The 17,177-nt window shown below is 68.8% G+C and carries 14 protein-coding genes; 4 read left to right on the forward strand and 10 right to left on the reverse strand.

Annotation, left to right across the window (positions count from 1 at the left end):
* Window positions 1–109: 109 nt before the first annotated feature.
* The 3 genes from LIG30_RS11015 to LIG30_RS11025 are packed head-to-tail and all read right to left on the reverse strand — an operon-like array spanning window position 110 to window position 6,153.
* Window positions 110–1,630: an efflux transporter outer membrane subunit gene (locus LIG30_RS11015; protein ID WP_038712061.1), complete on the reverse strand. Its 1,521-nt coding sequence runs from the start codon at window positions 1,628–1,630 to the stop codon at window positions 110–112.
* Entirely contained in the window at window positions 1,630–4,827 is a 3,198-nt protein-coding gene (locus LIG30_RS11020; RefSeq protein WP_038712063.1) for an efflux RND transporter permease subunit, read from the reverse strand. Before LIG30_RS11020 ends, LIG30_RS11015 begins: the two co-directional genes overlap by 1 nt.
* A 15-nt stretch (window positions 4,828–4,842) precedes the next feature.
* A complete protein-coding gene (locus LIG30_RS11025; protein ID WP_038712064.1) occupies window positions 4,843–6,153 on the reverse strand; it encodes an efflux RND transporter periplasmic adaptor subunit in 1,311 nt (436 codons plus the stop codon).
* A 397-nt stretch (window positions 6,154–6,550) separates the two neighbouring features.
* Between LIG30_RS11025 and LIG30_RS11030 the strand changes: the two genes are divergently transcribed.
* On the forward strand, window positions 6,551–7,192 hold the full coding sequence (locus LIG30_RS11030) for a TetR family transcriptional regulator (protein ID WP_038712065.1): 642 nt from the start codon (window positions 6,551–6,553) through the stop codon (window positions 7,190–7,192).
* Window positions 7,193–7,279: 87 nt separating this feature from the next.
* Here LIG30_RS11030 and LIG30_RS11035 read toward each other — a convergent pair whose 3' ends face one another.
* Window positions 7,280–7,921 carry a cysteine hydrolase family protein gene (locus tag LIG30_RS11035; protein WP_038712068.1) on the reverse strand — a complete coding sequence of 214 codons (642 nt, stop codon included), beginning with the start codon at window positions 7,919–7,921 and terminating at the stop codon, window positions 7,280–7,282.
* 173 nt (window positions 7,922–8,094) lie between these two features.
* On the opposite strand from LIG30_RS11035, the gene LIG30_RS11040 reads away from it, so the two are divergent.
* Window positions 8,095–9,096: a helix-turn-helix domain-containing protein gene (locus tag LIG30_RS11040; RefSeq protein ID WP_038712069.1), complete on the forward strand. Its 1,002-nt coding sequence runs from the start codon at window positions 8,095–8,097 to the stop codon at window positions 9,094–9,096.
* A gap of 49 nt (window positions 9,097–9,145) precedes the next feature.
* Here LIG30_RS11040 and LIG30_RS11045 read toward each other — a convergent pair whose 3' ends face one another.
* From LIG30_RS11045 to LIG30_RS11065, 5 genes are all read right to left on the reverse strand, one after another.
* Window positions 9,146–9,862, reverse strand: coding sequence for a CoxG family protein (locus tag LIG30_RS11045; protein WP_038712070.1), 717 nt, complete (start codon window positions 9,860–9,862; stop codon window positions 9,146–9,148).
* Between the two features lie 28 nt (window positions 9,863–9,890).
* Window positions 9,891–10,247: a DUF427 domain-containing protein gene (locus LIG30_RS11050; protein WP_038712072.1), complete on the reverse strand. Its 357-nt coding sequence runs from the start codon at window positions 10,245–10,247 to the stop codon at window positions 9,891–9,893.
* A gap of 193 nt (window positions 10,248–10,440) precedes the next feature.
* Entirely contained in the window at window positions 10,441–11,919 is a 1,479-nt protein-coding gene (locus tag LIG30_RS11055; RefSeq protein ID WP_038712073.1) for a DegQ family serine endoprotease, read from the reverse strand.
* Window positions 11,920–12,077: 158 nt separating this feature from the next.
* Window positions 12,078–13,418 carry an ATP-binding protein gene (locus LIG30_RS11060; protein WP_038712075.1) on the reverse strand — a complete coding sequence of 447 codons (1,341 nt, stop codon included), beginning with the start codon at window positions 13,416–13,418 and terminating at the stop codon, window positions 12,078–12,080.
* 3 nt (window positions 13,419–13,421) lie between these two features.
* Complete coding sequence (locus LIG30_RS11065; protein WP_038712076.1) at window positions 13,422–14,084, reverse strand: response regulator; 663 nt, start codon at window positions 14,082–14,084, stop codon at window positions 13,422–13,424.
* 170 nt (window positions 14,085–14,254) lie between these two features.
* On the opposite strand from LIG30_RS11065, the gene dacB reads away from it, so the two are divergent.
* Both dacB and LIG30_RS11075 read left to right on the forward strand, forming a co-directional pair.
* On the forward strand, window positions 14,255–15,772 hold the full coding sequence (gene dacB / locus LIG30_RS11070) for a D-alanyl-D-alanine carboxypeptidase/D-alanyl-D-alanine endopeptidase (RefSeq protein ID WP_038712077.1): 1,518 nt from the start codon (window positions 14,255–14,257) through the stop codon (window positions 15,770–15,772).
* A 198-nt stretch (window positions 15,773–15,970) separates the two neighbouring features.
* On the forward strand, window positions 15,971–16,891 hold the full coding sequence (locus LIG30_RS11075; protein WP_038712079.1) for a sterol desaturase family protein: 921 nt from the start codon (window positions 15,971–15,973) through the stop codon (window positions 16,889–16,891).
* A gap of 70 nt (window positions 16,892–16,961) precedes the next feature.
* Here the strand turns inward: LIG30_RS11075 and LIG30_RS11080 are convergent.
* Window positions 16,962–17,177 (reverse strand): Sua5 family C-terminal domain-containing protein (locus LIG30_RS11080; protein ID WP_038712081.1); only part of this gene is annotated, 216 nt, incomplete at its 5' end.

Genomic DNA, 17,177 nt, shown 5'->3' on the forward strand with positions numbered 1-17,177 from the left:
CGCGCGGCGTGAACGCAAAAAAACGCCACGGACAGCCAGAATCCGTGGCGTTTTCGTTCAAAGCGCCTGCGCGCGGCAAAAACCGCACGCGGCGCGGCGGCAGGCCGACTCAGCCGGCCGTCGCGGCCTTCGACGCAGGCGTGGCAGCCTTGCCGTAGTCCACCGGCTGGTCGGCCGGACGCGGCGTCTCGCCGGCCCGCTCGACCCAGCCGCCGCCCAGCGCCCGGTACAGATCGACGAGGTTGGTCCAGCGCGCAAGACGCGCGGTGATCAGCGTCTGCTGCGCCGAATACAGGTCGGTCTGCGCGGTCAGCACCGACAGGTAGCTGTCGACGCCGTTCTTGTAGCGCAGGTCCGACAGATCGTAGCGGCGCTGCTGCGCGTGCTCGTTGCGCTCGAGCGCGGCGATCTGCTGGTCGTAGGTGCCGCGCGCGGCGAGCCCGTCCGACACTTCGCGGAACGCCGACTGGATCGCCTTCTCGTAGTTCGCGATTTCGATCCGCTTCTGCACGTTTGCGAGATCCAGGTTCGCGAGGTTCGCGCCGCCCTCGAAGATCGGCATCGCGATCTGCGGCGCGAACGACCACGCCGCCGTGCCGGCCCTGAACAGGTCGCCGAGCGTCGGGCTCGCGGTGCCGAATGCGCCCGTCAGCGAGATGCGCGGGAAGAATGCCGCGCGCGCCGCGCCGATGTTCGCGTTGGCCGCGCGCAGGGTCTGCTCCGCCTCCATGATGTCCGGACGGCGCGTCAGCAGATCCGACGGCAGCCCGGCCGGAACGTCGGTCAGGAAATTCTGCGCGTCGAGCGGCAGCCCGGCCGGCAGATCCTCCGGCAACGGTTCGCCGACGAGCAGCACCAGCCCATTGAGCGCCTGCGCCCGCAGGCGCGCCTGCGACTGCTGGTTCGCCAGCGCGGTCTCGACGACCGTCTGCGCCTGGCGCAGATCGAGCTCCGAACCGGTGCCGTTGTCGAACTTCAGCTTCGTCAGGTCGTACGACGCCTGTGCGACCCTCAGCGTGTCCTCGGTGACCGACAGCAGATCGTCGTACGCGAGCACCGTCAGGTACTGGTCCGCGACCTGCGACACGAGCGAGATCTCGGCAGCCTTGCGTGCCTGCGCGGTCGCGAAATACTTCGCGAGCGCCTGGTCCTTCAGGCTCTGGATTCGGCCGAACAGGTCGAGCTCCCACGACGCGGACAGACCCACGTTGTAGACGCGCGTGATCGTCGGCGCACCGGTCGTCGACACGCCCGCCGGATAGCGCTGGATCGTGCCGCTGCCGACGCCGCTGAGCGTCGGCATCAGGTCGGCGCGCGTAATCTGGTACTGCGCGCGCGCGGCCGCGACGTTCAGCACCGCAACCCGCAGGTCGCGGTTGTTCTTCAGCGCGATCTCGATCAGGTGCTGCAGGCGCGGATCGACGAAGAACTCGCGCCAGCCGATGTCGGCGGCGGCCTGGCCGTTCGCGCTGCGCGCGCCGGCCGTGGCGGCCGGCTGCGTCGCGTAGACACCGCCCGACGGGAACGCCCCCGCGACGGGCGCCGCGGGCCGCTCGTAGTGCGGCGCCATCGTGCAGCCCGTGGCGAACAGCGCGACCGCCATTGCAGTCAAAGCGTGTTTTTGCATCATCACTGTCCCTTCTTCTCGTCGTCGTGGCCGCCCTTCTCCGCCTGATGCAGGTGATCGTGCGCGAGACGCAGCGCCTCGTCGACGTCTTCCTTCTCGCCGCTGAAGATCGCGCGAATCTTCACGAAGAACATCGGGATCATGAAGATCGCGAGGAACGTCGCCGTGATCATCCCGCCGATCACGCCGGTGCCGATCGCGTGCTGGCTGGCCGAGCCTGCGCCATTGCTGATCGCCAGCGGCAGCACGCCGAGGATGAACGCGAGCGACGTCATCAGGATCGGTCGCAGACGCAGGCGCGCCGCTTCGAGCGCGGCCTCGATCGGCCCCATCTTCTCCGACTGCTGCAGCTCGCGCGCGAACTCGACGATCAGGATCGCGTTCTTCGCGGACAGGCCCACCGTGGTCAGCAGGCCGACCTGGAAGAACACGTCGTTCTCGAGGCCGCGCATCGTCGCGGCGAGCAGCGCGCCGATCACGCCGAGCGGCACCACCATGATCACCGAGAACGGGATCGACCAGCTTTCATACAGCGCCGCGAGACACAGGAACACGACGAGGATCGAGATCGCGTACAGGATCGGCGCCTGCGAGCCCGACTGGATTTCCTGGAACGACAGGCCCGTCCACGAATAGCCGATGCCGTTCGGCAGCTTTTCCGCGAGCTTCTCCATCGCCGCCATCGCCTGGCCGGTACTCTTGCCCGGCGCGGCCTGGCCCTGGATTTCCATCGCCGAGATGCCGTTGTAACGCTCGAGCTTCGGCGAACCGTACGTCCAGTGGCCGGTCGCGAACGCGCTGAACGGCACCATCCCGCCCGATCCGTTGCGCACGTACCAGATGTTCAGGTCGTCCGGCGTCATGCGGAACGGCGCGTCGGACTGCACATAGACCTTCTTGATCCGGCCGTCGATGTCGAGGAAGTTGTTCACGTACTTCGACGCCCACGCGATCGAGAACGTCTGGTCGATCGCCGATGCCGTCACGCCGAGCGCGTTCGCCTTCTCGCGGTCGATGTCGACCTTGTACTGCGGCGTGTCGTTCAGGCCGTTCGGGCGCACGCCCTGCAGCGTCGGATCCTTCGCGGCCATCATCAGCAGCTGGTTGCGCGCCGCCATCAGCCCGTCGTGGCCGAGACCCGCGTTGTCCGTCAGCTCGAAGTCGAAGCCGGCGGCGGTGCCGAGTTCCGGAATCGACGGCGGGTTGAACGGAATCACGATCGCGTCCTTGTAGCCTGCGTAGCGACCGAACATCCGGCCGATCAGCGCCTGGACCTTCTGGTTCGCGTGCTGACGCGCCGCGTAGTCCTTCAGGCGGACGAACACGAGGCCCGAGTTCTGGCCACGGCCCGCGAAGCTGAAGCCGTTCACCGTGAACGCGGAATCGACGATCTCCTTCTCGTCCGTCAGCAGGTAGTCGGTGATGTTCGCGAGCGTCTTCGCGGTCGTCTCCTGCGTCGAGCCGGACGGCGTCTGCACGATCACGAACATCAGGCCCTGGTCCTCGTCCGGCAGGAACGACTTCGGCAGGCGCACGAACAGCAGGCCGACCGCGACGATCACGACCAGATAGATGATGAGCCAGCGGCCCGAACGCTTGATCACGTGGTGCACGCCGACGTGATACTTGTCGCGGCTCTGGTTGAACGTACGGTTGAACCAGCCGAAGAAGCCCGTCTTCGCCTCGTGATGCCCCTGCGGAATCGGCTTGAGGATCGTCGCGCACAGCGCCGGCGTCAGAATCAGCGCGACCAGCACCGACAGCACCATCGCCGACACGATCGTCAGCGAGAACTGACGGTAGATCGCGCCGACCGAGCCGCCCGAGAACGCCACCGGCACGAACACCGCCGACAGCACGAGCGCGACGCCGACCAGCGCGCCGGTGATCTGGCCCATCGCCTTGCGGGTCGCTTCCCGAGGCGACAATCCCTCTTCCGCCATCACCCGCTCGACGTTCTCGACGACCACGATCGCGTCGTCCACCAGCAGGCCGATCGCGAGCACGAGGCCGAACATCGACAGCGTGTTGATCGAGAAGCCGACGAGCGACATGACCGCGAAGGTGCCGAGCAGCACGACCGGCACCGCGATCGTCGGGATGATCGTCGCCCGCAGGTTCTGCAGGAACAGATACATCACGAGGAACACGAGCACGATGCCTTCGAGCAGCGTCTTGACCACTTCCTCGATCGACAGGCGCACGAACGGCGTCGTGTCATACGGATACTGGACGACCAGGCCGTGCGGGAAATACTTCGACAGCTGGTCGATCTGCGCGCGCACCGCCTTCGCGGTCGAGAGCGCGTTCGCGTTGGTCGCGAGCTGGATGCCCAGCGCCGCGCTCGGCTTGCCGTTGTACTTCGTGTCGAAGTTGTAGTTCTCGGCGCCGCGGTCGATCTTCGCGACATCCTTCAGGCGCACCTGCGAGCCGTCCTGGTTCACCTTCAGCAGGATGTTGCCGAACTGCTCGGGCGTCTGCAGCAGCGTCGATTCGGTGATCGTCGCCTGCAGCACGGTGCCGGGCTTCGCCGGCGTGCCGCCGATCTGGCCGCCCGCGATCTGCACGTTCTGCGCGCTGATCGCGCTCGACACGTCCTCCGGCGTCAGGCTGTAGTTGGTCAGGCGGGTCGGATCGAGCCAGATCCGCATCGCGTACTGCGAGCCGAACAGCGTGACCGTGCCGACGCCATTGAGCCGGCTGATCGGATCCTTCACGTGCGACGCGACGTAGTTCGCGAGGTCGTAGCGGTTCATGCTGCCGTCTTCGGAGACGAACGCGAGCACGAGCAGGAAGCTGCTGCTCGACTTCGTCACCGACAGGCCGAGCTGCTGCACCACCTGCGGCAGGATCGGCGTCGCGAGCGACAGCTTGTTCTGCACCTGGACCTGCGCGATGTCCGGGTTGGTGCCCGGCGCGAACGTGAGCGTGATCGTCGCCGTACCCGAATCGTCACTCGTCGACGACATGTACAGGAAGTTGTCGAGACCGCTCATCTGCTGCTCGATCACCTGCGTCACCGTGTCTTCCACCGTCTTCGCGGAAGCGCCCGGGTAGTTCGCGGTGATCTGGATCGATGGCGGCGCGATCGTCGGATACTGGGCGATCGGCAGCGTGAAGATCGACGCGACGCCGGCCAGCATCAGAATGATGGCGATCACCCACGCGAAGATCGGGCGATCGATAAAGAACTTTGCCATGAAACAGGCTCCCTGTTATTGCGCGCCCGACGCGGCGGCGGACGATCCCGCGGCGGGCGATCCCGCGGCGGGCGATCCCGCGGCGGGCGATCCCGCGGCGGCGCTCGCCGGCGCGCTCGACGCCGTCGCGGCCGATGCGGCGGCCGGCGCGGCCGCGGCGGCAGCACCCGATGCGGCATCAGGCGCCGGCGCGAGCTTGGCCGGCACCGTCTTCACGGTCGCGCCCGGACGCACCTTGTCGATCCCCTGGACGATCACGCGGTCGCCCGGCTGCAGGCCACCCTCGACGATCCAGTTCTGACCCTGCATGCCGGTCGTCGTCAGCGTGCGCGGCGCCACCTTGTTGTCGGCACCGACCACCAGCGCGACCGGCTGGCCCTTCTGATCGTGCGATACGCCGATCAGCGGCACGAGGAACGCGTTGTCGTTGACGCCCTCTTCGATGCGCGCGCGCACGAACATGCCCGGCAGCAGCACGCGCTTCGGGTTCGGGAAGATCGCGCGGATCGTCACCGAGCCGGTCGACTGGTCGACCGTCACGTCGGAGAACTGCAGCTTGCCCGGCTCGGCATACGGCTTGCCGTCCTCGAGGATCAGCGTGACCTTCGCGGCGCCCGGGCCGCTCGTCTTGAGGCGGCCGCTCTGCACCGCCTGGCGCAGCTTCAGCCCGTCGAGGCTCGACTGCGTCAGGTCGACGTAGACCGGATCGAGTTGCTGGACGGTCGACATCAGCGTCGCCTGGCTTGCCTGCACGTACGCGCCCGGCGTGACCTGCGAGATGCCGACACGGCCGGTGATCGGCGACACCACATCGGTATAGCCGAGGTTGATCTGCGCGCTGTCGACGGCGGCCTTGCCCGCCGCGACATCCGCGGCGGCCTGGCCCTGCGCGGCGACGGCGTTGTCGTAGTCCTGCTTGCTGATCGCGTTCGCGGCAACCAGCACCTTGTAGCGCGCGACGAGCGCGTCCTGCGTGGCGAGATTCGCCTTCGCCTTCGCGAGCGACGCCTTCGCGCTGTTCAGCGTGGCGATGTACGGCGCCGGGTCGATCTTGTAGAGACGCTGGCCCGCCTTCACGTCGCTGCCTTCGACGAACTCGCGGCGCTGCACGATGCCGTCGACCCGCGCGCGCACCTGCGCGACGAGGAACGCACTGGTGCGGCCCGGCAGTTCGGTGAAGACCGGCACGGATTGCGGCTGGACGGTGACGACGCCGACTTCCGGCGTTTGCGGCGGCGGAGCCGAATCTTTTTTCCCGCACGCGGCCAGGAAAACGGCGGCCGTCGCGACAGTGAGTAAGCGGTATGGAACCCGTTCGACGCGCATGGAGCGACCTCTGTGTATAACCATTGGAATTGGTGCAACGCTCCACGGGAGCACGGCACGGATGCGCCTCGCGGCGCAAGATCGAACACCTGAATTGCGGGACTGCTAATACAGCAAGCGGCACTCGACTACCGTGCCGGCGAGACGCCGCGACATGCGGCAGATACTTTGGCGGGAATCAGCAGAGTGGGACTTTAACTGATTGCCCCGTGGGCGGTTCGATCGTAGGGTGCTATTGTATATACATTCAAGGATGTATGTAAAAGCCCTTCTGCCCTGTCGACCACCTTGTCTTACGAAATATTACCGATTGCAAGCATAGCGGGTTTGGGCAGCGACGGCGAGCGATACAGACCTTATTATTCCGTCCCACCGATTGATCACCCCGGGCCTTTCCATGGTCAGACGCACCAAGGAGGAGGCGCTTGCCACGCGCAACCGCATCCTCGACGCCGCCGAACACGTCTTCTTCGAAAAAGGCGTGTCGCACACTTCGCTCGCGGACATCGCCCAGCATGCGGGCGTGACGCGCGGCGCAATCTACTGGCATTTCGCGAACAAGAGCGAGCTGTTCGACGCGATGTTCGATCGCGTGCTGCTGCCGATCGACGAACTGAAAAAGGCACCGGCCGACGCACCGCGCGCCGACCCGCTCGGCAACGTGCGGACGATCCTGATCTGGTGCCTGCTCGGCGTCGCGCGCGATCCGCAGCTGCGGCGGGTGTTCAGCATCCTGTTCATGAAGTGCGAATACGTCGCGGACATGGAAGCGCTGCTGCAGCGCAACCGCACGGGGATGAGCGAAGCACTGCACAACATCGAGGCCGACCTCGCCGCGGCCGTCGCGCTCAAGCAGCTGCCGGAGCGGCTCGACACCTGGCGCGCGACGCTGATGCTGCACACGCTCGTCAGCGGCTTCGTGCGCGACATGCTGATGCTGCCCGACGAGATCGACGCCGAGCAGCATGCGGTAAAGCTCGTCGACGGCTGCGTCGACATGCTGCGCTACAGCCCGGCGATGCTGAAGGATCCCGATTGACCCTCGACTGATCTTCGACTGCCCCGCCAGCCGTGCCGCCCCGGCTTGCGGCGCCGGCCACGCTTGCTGGCGGCCGGCGCGGCGGCGTCAGGCCGCCATCGCCCGGCGCTCGCGCGCCCGCCGGTTCGACCCGATCACCGTATCGCGCGTGGGCAGCGCGCCGCCTGCGAGTCCCGCGATCCACGTCCCGGTCGTCATCACGGTCGCGAAATTCGACTGCATCACCACCGTGAACGCGCGATGGATTTCTTCCGCGCTAGCCGCTCCCGCGGCGTTTTCGTATGGCAACGCGCCCGTCGCATCGACGAGATATTCGACCGTCAGTCCCGCATGGGCGGCGTGGTACACCGTCGACGCGTTGCAGTTGTGCGTCATGTAGCCGGCGACCGTCAGCGTGTCGATGCCGTGCGCATCGAGCCAGGCGGCGAGATCGGTGCCCGCGAACGCGCTCGCCAGCGATTTTTCGATCCGGTGCGCATACGGACGCGACGCGACGACCGGATGCAGCGCGACGCCGTCGCTCCCCGGCGCGAAGATCGGCGCGCCGGCCGGCGCCACGTGCTCGACGACGATCACCGGCACGCCGGCTGCGTTCGCGGCGTCGATCGCGCGCCCGATGTTCGCGAGCGAAACGTCGATGGGCGGATACTCGATCGGCAGATTGCCCGTCACGTATTCGTTCTGGACGTCGATCACGATGAGGGCACGGCGGGAAACGGCATTCGGCATGGCAGGCTCCTGGTCCGGTGTCGCCCGGGCCTCCCCGGGCCGCCTCGCCCCGCCCCGGAAGGAGGCGGCCAGCGACGCGATGCGATGCATTGTCGGGCGGGCCGGCCGCCCGCGACAGTGGCCCGATTGTCATTAATCGATAAAATCGGGCCAACCGATTCCCGGAGCCTGCGATGTCCCCCGCCCCCGCTTCACCGTGGCCGCCTGCGCCCCCTGTCGTCGCCGTGGTCGCGTTCGACCGCATCAGCCCGTTCCACCTGTCGGTGCCATGCGTCGTGTTCGGCGAAGATCGGGAGGCGGCCGGGCTGCCCGTGTTCGATTTCCGCGTCTGCGCGGCCGACCCCGCCCCGATCGCGACGACGGGCGGCTTCACGATCGATGCCCCGCACGGCCTCGATGCGCTGGCCGACGCGCAGATCGTCATCGTCCCGACCTGGCGCGACCCGGCGGAAACTCCGCCCGCTGCCCTGCTCGACGCGCTGCGCGCGCCCGCCGCCCGCGGCGCGCACATCGTCGGACTGTGCCTCGGCGCGTACGTACTCGCGGCCGCCGGGCTGCTCGACGGCCGACGCGCCACGACGCACTGGGCATGGGCGGACGATTTCGCGCGGCGCTTTCCGCGCGTGAGGCTCGATCCGGATGTGCTGTATGTCGACGACGGCAACCTGACGACGTCTGCCGGCACCGCTGCAGGCCTCGACTGCTGCCTGCACGTGCTGCGCGGGCGCTACGGCACCGACGCCGCCAACCGGATCGCGCGGCGGCTCGTGATTCCGCCGCATCGCCAGGGCGGGCAGGCGCAGTTCGTCGAACAGCCGGTCGCCGCGAACCCGCGCGACGCACGCCTCGCGGCCCTCCTCGACTGGGTACGCGCGCATCTCGACACCGCGCACAGTGTCGATTCGCTCGCGACGCGCGTGCTGATGAGCCGGCGCACGTTCACGCGCCACTTTCGGCAGGCGACCGGCACCAGTGTCGCGGCATGGCTCCAGGCCGAGCGGCTGGCGCGCGCGCAGCATCTGCTCGAAACGACCGGGCAGTCGATCGACGCGATCGCCCAGGCGGCCGGATACGGCTCGACGGCTTCGCTGCGCCAGCATTTCGCGAGCGCGCTCGGCACGTCGCCGTCGGCCTATCGGCGGGAGTTTCGTGGCGCCGCCAACCTGCGCGGCTGAACGCCGCCGCCCGACGGTGCCGGGCGGCGGCCGGAGAAAGGACGGGCGGTCAGCCGATGTTGAACCAGCGCGCCGCGTAGAGCAGCAGCGCCACCACGACGATCATCGCCGCCCATGCCCAGACGGGCACCGGATTGGATTCCCGATGATGCAGCGCGCTCGCCGCGCGGCCGGTCAGCGCGCCGCCGAGGTGGTGCGGCGGGGAACGTTTCGCGGCGCCCGTCAGCGGCGCCGGCCGCAGGAACACGTGCTGCCGGCGCGGCTGGCCGCTGCGCGCGCGATTCGGCGCGAGGCCGTGCTTGGCCTGCACCACCTCGCAGAACTCGCCGAAGAAATCGTCGACCCATTCGTGCAGCGCATGCTCGATCTGGCGGGCCGGCAGCTCGGCGAGCGGCCCGGTCGCGGTCGCCCACACCGTGTACTCGATGCGGGTCGCGTCCGCGCCCGGCGCGTCCGGACGCAGCACGACGTCGATCTGGCCGCGCAGCGCGCCGATGCCATCGGCGCGCGCCTTGAAGTTCAGGGTCCGCTGCGTCTGCGCGTCGCCGGACGCATCGGCGTCGTGGCGCGCCACGTGCGCGCGCACGTCGTAGCGCGCGCGCAGCGGGCCGAGCGGCACGGTCAGCGTGAGCGCGTACTCGCCATGCGCGAGCCGTATCAGCGATTCGCAATGATCGAAACTCGCGCGCAGCAGCGCGAGATCCTGTAGCGCCTCCCGGACAACCGACGGCGCAAGCGGGATGCGTAACGCGTCGTTCAGTTCCATGATGTCTCCCCGATGAACGCTCGCCGCGTCAGGATGTCTCGATGATCCTGTCCACCCGCGCGGCATCGAAGGCGACATAGCATGCGAGCGCATGTGCCGCCTCGACCGGTTCCTCGTAACTCCATGCGGCGTTCTCGACGACGCCGTCTTCGGTCTGCAAGTCGAAATGACACGCCTGCCCCTTGAGCGCGCAGACGGTCTTCAAGCCCGACGACACGAGCCGGTGCATGTTGACGTCTGCGCGGGGCAGATAATGGACGTCCGGCAGGCCCGTCTCGCGCACCGTCAGCGCCCCGTGCGAATCGGCGTACGTGATGCCCTGATGGATCACGCGCACGCGATGGCGGTTCGGCACGATTTCGATACGAGAGTCGGTGGCGGACATCGTTCTCCCCTGCGGGCGGCCCGAATGCCAGCGAGGGCCGCATCAAGACGAAAAAGCCACGGCCCGAAGACCGTGGCTTCATTATCGGCGAAACTCGCACGAATTGCGCATCCGTCGTGCGCTTGTTGCGCGCGCCACGCGAACACCTCCGTCGCGGCCCTTCGCCGGCACGGCGCCGCCGCGCCCGGCCGGATCAGCTCAGGTCGACCGGGACGAAGATCTGCGCGTTGTCGCGCTGGATCAGGAGCGCCAGGCTGTTGCCCGCCCCCTTCACCGCGTCGCGCAGTTGCTCGGGGCTCGTCACCGGCCGGCCGTTCACCGCGAGAATCACGTCGCCCGGCTGGATGCCGGCGCTCGCCGCCGGGCCGCTCGCCTGCTGCACGAGCAACCCGTGCGACAGCGACGCCGTACTGCGCTCCTGCGGCGACAGCGGGCGGACCGCGACGCCGAGGCGGCCCTGCTCGACGGGGCCGCCGTCGCTTGCCGCCGCCTTGCCGTCGGCGAGCGTGCCGAGCGTCACGCTGACCGACTTCTTGGCCTTGTCGCGCCAGATCTGCAGATCGGCCCTGGAGCCCGGCTTCAGGTTCGCGATCTGCGACGGCAGCGTCGTCGAATCGCCGACCGGCGTGCCGTTCACCGACAGGATCACGTCGCCCGGCTGCAGGCCGGCCTTCGCCGCCGGCCCGCTCGGGTCGACCGAGCTGACGAGCGCGCCGTCGGGTTTCGCCAGGCCGAACGAGCTGGCGAGCGTCTGGTTCATCCCCTGCACCGCGACGCCGAGGCGCCCGCGGCTCACGTGGCCCGTCTTCACGAGCTCGTCCTTCACCTTCATCGCCTCGTTGATCGGGATCGCGAACGACAGCCCCTGGAAGCCGCCGGTTTGCGAATAGATCATCGAGTTGATGCCGATCACCTCGCCCTGCAGGTTGAACAGCGGGCCGCCGGAGTTGCCGGGATTGACCGGCACGTCGGTCTGGATGAACGGCGTGTAGTTCTCGTCGGGCAGCGCGCGCGACTTCGCGCTGATGATGCCGGAGGTCACGGTGTTGTCGAAGCCGTACGGCGAGCCGATTGCCACGACCCACTGGCCGACCTTGCTTTGCGCCGGATCGCCGATCTTCACGGTCGGCAGGTCGTTCGCGTCGATCTTCAGCACCGCGACGTCGGACTGCTTGTCCGCGCCGACCACCTTCGCCTTGTATTCGCGCTTGTCGGTCAGCTTGACGGTGACCACGTTCGCGCCGTCGACCACGTGCGCATTCGTCAGAATATAGCCGTCGGTGCTGGTGATGAAGCCCGAGCCGAGGCTCGCGCTCGGCTGGTCGTCCGGCTGCGCGCCGCCGCCCATGCCGGGGATCTGCCCGTAGAAGTGCCGGAAGAACTGGTAGAACGGATCGCCCGGATCGACCGGGATCTGCGGCACGCGCTGCGCGACCTGCTTCACGACGTGCTTCGCGCTGATATTGACGACCGCCGGGCCGTAAGTCTCGACCAGCCCGGAAAAATCCGGAATGCCGGTCTTGGCGGCGGCTTCGGCCGGCATCAGCGCTGCTGCTGCGGCCGGCGCGATGATCTGCGGCTCCGCATGGCGCGTGCCCGCGACATAGCCGGCGGCCAACGCAGCCGCCACGGCAACCGCCACTGCACCGCGCGCCAGGAATCGGGTATTCATCGCTTGACCTCCTCGTTCATTACACCGCAGCGTAACGGCGCTGACTTAAAGGAGGCTTAACCCGCCTTAAACCGGGCTTAAGCACCGGATCGGGGCCAGTTTGCGCGAACGACGGACCGTTCCGCGGGCGCGGAACGCGCGCTGCCGGGCGAAGGCGTTCAAACGGCAGCCGGCGCCTCGTCGGCCGGCACCTCGGCTTCCCGGAACACCACGCTGACGAGAAGGCCGCCCGCCGCCGCTTCGCCGAGCGACACAGTCGCGCCCTGCTGCGCCGCGACGCGCTTGACGATCGCAAGCCCGAGGCCGCTGCCCGACACGTCGGTGCGCCCGCGCGCGGAGCTGTCCCGGTAGAAGCGGTCGAACACCCGCTCGCGCTCGCCGGGCGGAATCCCCGGCCCGCTGTCGCCGATCTGCACGCATGCGCGGCCAGCCGCGTCGCGCGTCAGCGACACGTCGATGCGACCGCCTTCCGGCGTGTACTTGACCGCATTGTCGAGCAGGTTGCCGAACATCACGCGCAACGCGGCCACGTCGGCGACGACCGCCGCGGGCCGCGCGTCCTCGAAGCCGAGATCGATGCGGCGGCGCTGCGCGAGCGGCGCATGCGCGGCCACGCATTCGGCGAGCAGCGCCTGCAGGTCGATCCGCTCGCGCACCGTGCCGCCGTCCGGCTCGGCCCGCGCGAGCGCGAGCAGCTGCTCGGCGAGGCGCGTCGCGCGCGTCACGCCGCTTTGCAGATCGGCGAGCGCCTCGCGGCGCGTATCGTCGTCTTTCGCGCGCGCGACGAGCTGCGCCTGGATCTGCACGGCCGCGAGCGGCGTGCGCAATTCGTGCGCGGCGTCGGCGACGAACGCCTTCTGCGTGTCGAGCGCGGCCGACAGGCGCGCGAGCAGGCGGTTCAGCGCGCGCACGAGCGGCTGCACCTCGAGCGGCAGCGGCGCGTCGGCCAGCGGATCGAGCGCCTCGGGCCGGCGTGCCTCGACCGCGCGCGTCACGCGGCGCAGCGGCGCGAGCCCGCGCCCGACGATCACCCACACCGCGGCGCCGAGGAACGGCAACAGCACGATCAGCGGCCACAGCGTGCGCAGCGCGACGTTCGCCGCGAGCCGGTTGCGCACCGACACCGGCTGCGCAAGCTGCACGACGTTGTCACCGACGATCGCGCCATAGACGCGCCATTCGCCGCGATCCGTGTGCTCGGTCGAGAAGCCCAGCTCGGCGCGCGGCGCGATCGGCGCGCGCGGATGCGAGAAATACATCAGCACGCCGTTGCGGTTCCAGATCTGGATCACGATGCCCTCGTCGCCGTTGGTGCGCGAGCCGAACACCTGCGAGAACGGCTCGGACGGCAGCGCGGCGGCGATTTCCTGCAGCTGATAGTCGAACAGCTCGTTCGCCTCGGCGAGCGCCTGCCGGTAAATCAGCCAGCCGGCCACGCCGACGCCCGCGACCACGATCGCCAGCAGCCAGATCAGCAATTGATGACGGATGGACCTCACGCGTCAGACTTCCTTGACGACCATGTAGCCGAGCCCGCGCACGTTGCGGATCAGGTCGGAGCCGAGCTTCTTGCGCAGCGCGTGGATGTAGACCTCGACCGCGTTGCTGCCGATCTCCTCGCCCCAGCCGTACATCTTCTCCTCGAGCTGGCTCTTCGACAGCACCGCACCCGGCCGGGCGAGCAGCGCCTCGAGCAGCGCGAACTCTCGCGCCGACAGCGCAACGGGCGCGCCGTCGAGCGTCACCTGGTGCGACGCCGGGTCGAGCGTCAGCCCGCCGTGGCGGATCAGCGACTCGCTGCGCCCCGCCTGGCGGCGCATCAGCGCGCGCATCCGCGCGCCCAGTTCGTCGAGGTCGAACGGCTTGACGAGATAGTCGTCCGCGCCCGCGTCGAGCCCCTTCACGCGGTCTGCGATCGCGTCGCGCGCGGTGACGATCAACACCGGCAGCGACAGCCCGCGCGCGCGCAGCGCGCGCAGCACCTCGATGCCGTCGCGCTTCGGCAAGCCCAGATCGAGCAGCAGCAGGTCATACGCCTCGCCGCCGAGCGCGGTCAGCGCCGCGTCGCCATCCTGCACCCAGTCGACCGCGAAACCGTCGGCGCGCAGCGCCTTGCGTACGCCTTCGGCGATCATCCGGTCGTCTTCGACAAGCAAAATCCGCATCCTGGTCCGCGTCCATCGAGCGAGTCAAACATGCTGGCCATTGTAGCGCCGCCGCCGGAGCCGGCGGCCAGGCGCGGCCAATTTCATCGGACCTGGCCGCGCTTGTCTCTACAATGTGCGCTTCGCGCCACGCGCACTCCGTCAGACCCCGCTTTTCCGTCACCCGTCACATGCCGATTTTCGCCCCCGCCGTCCGGTTCGCGCCCCGCGCCCGGCTGTGCCTGCGCGCCGCCGCCGTCCTCGTCGCCTCCGCCACGCTCGCCTTCGCGCCGCCCGCGCAAGCCCGCAAGAAGGTCAAGCCGCCAGTCGCCACCGCCGCCGCGCGCGCGGAGCTGCCCGCGAGCGTGCTCGGCGCGCTGCAGCGCGCGAAGGTGCCCGCGTCGGCCATCAGCGTCGTCGTCGAGCGGATCGGCGCCCCGGCGCCGATCGTCGCGTGGAACGCGGACCGCCCGATGCTGCCGGCGTCGACGATGAAACTCGTCACCACCTACGCCGGCCTGTCGATGCTCGGCCCCGACTACCGCTGGCGCACCAGCGCCTACGCGGACGGCACGCTGGACCCGGACGGCACGCTGCACGGCAACCTCTACGTCAAGGGCACCGGCGACCCGAAGCTCGTGCCCGAGGAACTGATCGACCTGGTCGACAAGATCCGCAAGGCGGGCATTCGCCGCATCGACGGCGGCCTCGTGCTCGACAAGAGCTATTTCGCGGCGTCCACGCGCGATCTGCCGCCGTTCGACGACGACGCGAGCGCGCCGTACAACGTCGGCCCCGATCCGCTGATGTACGCGTTCAAGGCGCTGTCGTTCACGGTGACGCCGGGCGAGGACGGCAAGGTCGCCGTCGACGTGCTGCCGGCGCTGTCGAACCTGTCGGTCGACAACCAGCTCGTCGAAGGCAACGGCTCGTGCGGCGCGGCCGCCGCCGCCGCGCGCCCGGCGCTGGCGACGGGCGCCAGCGGCACGCTGACCGCGTCGTTCGCGGGCGACTATCCGCTGCGCTGCGGCCCGCGCACGACCAATCTCGCGATCCTCGACCACAGCACGTTCTTCACGCGCGGCTTCCTCGCGCTGTGGCAGCAGGCGGGCGGCACCTTCGACGGCGCGATCAGCGAAGGCAAGGTGCCGGGGAACGCGCGCCCGGTCGCCGTGCATCACGGCCCGGTGCTCGCGAGCGTCGTCTACGACATCAACAAGTTCAGCAACAACGTGATGGCGCGCAACCTGTTCCTCTCCATCGGCGCCGCCGCGGGCAAGCCGCCCGCGACGACCGAGCAGTCGAGCCTGGCGATCCACGCGTTCCTGCAGAAAAGCGGCATCCCGATGCCCGATCTCGCGCTCGACAACGGCTCGGGCCTGTCGCGCGACGAGCACGTGAGCGCGCTGTCGCTCGCGGCGCTCCTGCAGGCGGCCAACGCGAGCCCCGTCGGGCAGGTGTTCATCGATTCGCTGCCGATCGCCGGCATCGACGGGACGATGAAGAACCGCCTCACCAACGCGCCGGTGCTCGGCAACGCGCACATCAAGACCGGCACGCTGCGCGACGTGCGCGCGATCGCCGGCTACGTCGCGGGCGCGGACGGCTCGAGCTACGTCGTCGTCAGCTTCATCAACGACGATCACGCGGAGGCCGCGCGCGCCGCGCACGACAGCCTGCTCGAATGGGTTTACGCGGGCGCGCGCTGAGCGTCGAAGCGGGGCCCGGGCGCCCCGCCCCCCGCCACGCGGGTTCGGTGGAAACCCGGTCCTCAGAGGGAACCCTCTACGCTCGTCTCTCGCGTGCCGCGTCGTGATTGCGTAGGCTGTCGAGCTGACCCGGGAACGACCACCGGGCGCGCTGCCCGGTCACAAGATTCGCCAGGGGACAGGAGAGGAGACACCATCATGCGATTCGACGTCGAATGGCTGCTGCTCGCGCTCGCGCCCGTTTTCCTGATGTGCATCGGCTGGGAAGCATGGCACTTCGCGCGCACGCGCGCGCAGGATCGCGTCTACGGCTGGCGGGATACGCTGTGCAACGCGGCGCTCGCACTGATGCACCAGGGCGCGGACAAGATCGCGTGGCTGTTCGTGATCCCGTTGTACGCGTACTGTTACCAGCACTACAGATTGCTCACCTGGCACGACACCTGGCTGTCGTTCGTCGTTCTGTTCGTCGCGCAGGATCTGCTTTATTACGTCTTCCATCGGGCGAGCCACCGCGTGCGCTGGCTGTGGGCCGCACACGTCGTGCACCACTCGTCCGAGCGGATGAATTTCTCGACCGCGATGCGCCAGAGCCTCATGTATCCGGTGGCCGGCATGTGGGCGTTCTGGCTGCCGCTCGCCTTCCTCGGCTTTCCCCCGCAGCAGATCGTCGGCATCGTGCTCGTCAACCTCGCGTTCCAGTTCTTCGTCCATACGCAGGCGATCGGCAAGCTCGGCTGGCTCGAATACGTGCTCAACACGCCGTCGATCCATCGCGCGCATCACGCGCGCAACCCGCGCTACATCGATCGCAACTATGCGGGCGTGCTGGTGATCTGGGATCGCCTGTTCGGCAGCTTCGTCGAGGAAACGCAGGACGATCCGCCGGATTACGGGATCGTCGAGCCGCTCGGCTCGAACAATCCGCTCGTCGCGACGTTCCACGAATGGTTTTCGATGGCGGCCGACGCGTGGCGTGTCGCCGGCTGGCGCAACAAGCTGCGCGCAGTGTTCGGCCCGCCCGAATGGGCGAGCGCGTATCACGCGCGCGCCGCCGGCGGCGGCGCGGCGAGCGGACATGGCGCCGCGCCCCTCGCCACATCGCGAGGCGAACGCTAGCGGATGTTCACGCTCATGACGGGCTTGCGCCGGCGGTCAGGCCGGCCGCGGTGCGACAGGCGCCGCGATGCTACCCCTGCGCCTCGAACGCGGCCGCTGCCCGGCCGAGCCGGTCGTTGACCGCGATCCACTCGACGGTGTCCGGCAGCTTTTCGATGAGGATGCGCGCCACCTGAGCGCGGTCGAGCGTGCGCAGCATCCCGTACAGGTCGCGCGCGTACGCCTGCGGATCTTCCGGCGCGGCGACGAAATGCACGCCGTCCGCCTGCGCCCAGCGGCCCGCGCG

Source organism: Burkholderia sp. lig30 (genome assembly GCF_000687455.2).
Classification (GTDB): Bacteria; Pseudomonadota; Gammaproteobacteria; order Burkholderiales; family Burkholderiaceae; genus Burkholderia.

Excerpts from the sequence above, each read along its gene's own strand:
- LIG30_RS11045 (WP_038712070.1), bottom strand. The coding sequence starts at position 9,862 with ATGGAACTGAACGACGCGTTACGCATCCCGCTTGCGCCGTCGGTTGTC.
- LIG30_RS11075 (WP_038712079.1), top strand. The coding sequence starts at position 15,971 with ATGCGATTCGACGTCGAATGGCTGCTGCTCGCGCTCGCGCCCGTTTTC.
- LIG30_RS11040 (WP_038712069.1), top strand. The coding sequence starts at position 8,095 with ATGTCCCCCGCCCCCGCTTCACCGTGGCCGCCTGCGCCCCCTGTCGTC.
- LIG30_RS11065 (WP_038712076.1), bottom strand. The coding sequence starts at position 14,084 with ATGCGGATTTTGCTTGTCGAAGACGACCGGATGATCGCCGAAGGCGTA.
- LIG30_RS11035 (WP_038712068.1), bottom strand. The coding sequence starts at position 7,921 with ATGCCGAATGCCGTTTCCCGCCGTGCCCTCATCGTGATCGACGTCCAG.
- LIG30_RS11055 (WP_038712073.1), bottom strand. The coding sequence starts at position 11,919 with ATGAATACCCGATTCCTGGCGCGCGGTGCAGTGGCGGTTGCCGTGGCG.
- LIG30_RS11050 (WP_038712072.1), bottom strand. The coding sequence starts at position 10,247 with ATGTCCGCCACCGACTCTCGTATCGAAATCGTGCCGAACCGCCATCGC.
- LIG30_RS11015 (WP_038712061.1), bottom strand. The coding sequence starts at position 1,630 with ATGATGCAAAAACACGCTTTGACTGCAATGGCGGTCGCGCTGTTCGCC.
- LIG30_RS11025 (WP_038712064.1), bottom strand. The coding sequence starts at position 6,153 with ATGCGCGTCGAACGGGTTCCATACCGCTTACTCACTGTCGCGACGGCC.
- LIG30_RS11030 (WP_038712065.1), top strand. The coding sequence starts at position 6,551 with ATGGTCAGACGCACCAAGGAGGAGGCGCTTGCCACGCGCAACCGCATC.
- dacB (WP_038712077.1), top strand. The coding sequence starts at position 14,255 with ATGCCGATTTTCGCCCCCGCCGTCCGGTTCGCGCCCCGCGCCCGGCTG.
- LIG30_RS11020 (WP_038712063.1), bottom strand. The coding sequence starts at position 4,827 with ATGGCAAAGTTCTTTATCGATCGCCCGATCTTCGCGTGGGTGATCGCC.